The organism is Aquipuribacter hungaricus (genome assembly GCF_037860755.1).
Lineage (GTDB): Bacteria > Actinomycetota > Actinomycetes > Actinomycetales > JBBAYJ01 > Aquipuribacter > Aquipuribacter hungaricus.
Genome location: NZ_JBBEOI010000420.1, coordinates 1 through 1,383, shown reverse-complemented (window position 1 = coordinate 1,383; position 1,383 = coordinate 1). Strand labels below are relative to the sequence as shown.

Annotated in this window: 2 protein-coding genes; both read right to left on the bottom strand. The window is 78.7% G+C overall.

Annotation, left to right across the window (positions count from 1 at the left end):
- The coding region (locus tag WCS02_RS20320; protein ID WP_340296132.1) for a DNA glycosylase AlkZ-like family protein at positions 1-816 on the bottom strand (816 nt) is incomplete at its 3' end.
- A gap of 203 nt (positions 817-1,019) precedes the next feature.
- Positions 1,020-1,383: sigma 54 modulation/S30EA ribosomal C-terminal domain-containing protein (locus WCS02_RS20315; protein ID WP_340296131.1), on the bottom strand; the 364-nt coding region annotated here is incomplete at its 5' end.

The following is a 1,383-nucleotide window of genomic DNA, read 5'->3' as shown; positions in this document are numbered from 1 at the left end:
CCAGCCGCGCACCAGCACCGGCAGCAGGCGCCCGGCCTCTGCGGCCCGGGCCACCGCCCCGCGGGCGAGCTCGAGCGGCAGCCGGAAGTGGTCGCGCAGGTCGTCGCCGGTGGCCACGCCGAGCGCCCGGCCCGCCACGTCCACGAGCACGTCGGCCGCCTCCTCCGCGGTCGGCGGCGGGGTGGCGAGCACCTGCGCCGGCCACACCCGCTGCGGCAGGGCGTAGCGGCGCTCGAACTGCTCGGTCCGCCCGGCGCTGGCCACCCGGCCGGACCAGAACGCGAACTCCACCGCGCGCTTGACGTCGCTCCAGTTCCAGCCCCACGACCCGGTCCTCCGCTGCACCGTCGGCTCGAGCAGGGCCTGCAGCTGCCGGCCGGTGAGGGGTCCGTCGGCGACGGCCTCCTCGACCGCCACCAGCAGCTCGGGGCGCCGCCGCGCCACCTCGACCATGCCGCCCCAGGCCCCCTCCTCGGCCCCGTGCATCCGCCAGCGCAGCGCCGACAGCGCCTCCGCGCCGACGTAGGACGCCTCGTGCCCCCAGTACTCCCAGGCGACGGGCCGGCGCCCCGGGCCCAGCGACGTGGCCGCGGCAAGGACGTCGCGGTCGTAGCCGCCCAGCCGCGACCGGACCGGCAGCAGGTGCGCGCGGGCGACGACGTTGACCGAGTCGATCTGCAGCGCGCCGATCCGCTCGACGAGCCTGCGGACGTGGCCGCGGTCGGTGGCCGCGCCCGGACGGGGCAGGGAGAGTTGCTGGGCGGCGAGCGCCGTGCGCACCGCCTGGTCGGCGCTCATCGAGGTCCGGGTCGCCACGGCGTGAGCATGGCGGCGGCCACCGACAGGACGCCAGGCCGCGTGGTGCCCCGGCGCCTGGACCCCGGGCGGCCCCGGCTGCCCGCAGGGCCGCGGGCGGCGCCCGGTCCGCGGCCCTGCGGGCAGGACGAGGGGCCTCCCCCGGCAGCCGGTGCCGGGAGAGACCCCTCGTGGTGACCGGCGCCGGACAGGCGCCGGTCCTCTCAGCCCTGCTGCGCGCCCGCCATCTCCGAGTGCTCGCCCGCGGTGGCGGCGTCGTCGCTGAGCCGGATGACGCCGTAGCTCCAGCCCTTGCGCCGGTACATCGCGCTCGGCGACCCGGTGGCGGCGTCGACGAAGAGGTAGAAGTCGTGGCCCACGAGCTCCATCTCGTACAGCGCCTGCTCCACGGTCATCGGCACCGCGGGGTGCGTCTTCTCGCGGATCTCCACCGGCGACCCGTCCAGCGGGTCGGTCTCGCCGCCGTCCGGGGCACCGTCCCCAGCACCGTCGGCGGCCCCGGCCGCGTCCGCCGCGGGGGGCTGCCCGGCGTCCGCCGGGGTCCCGTCCGCAGCGGCGGCGGGCGCG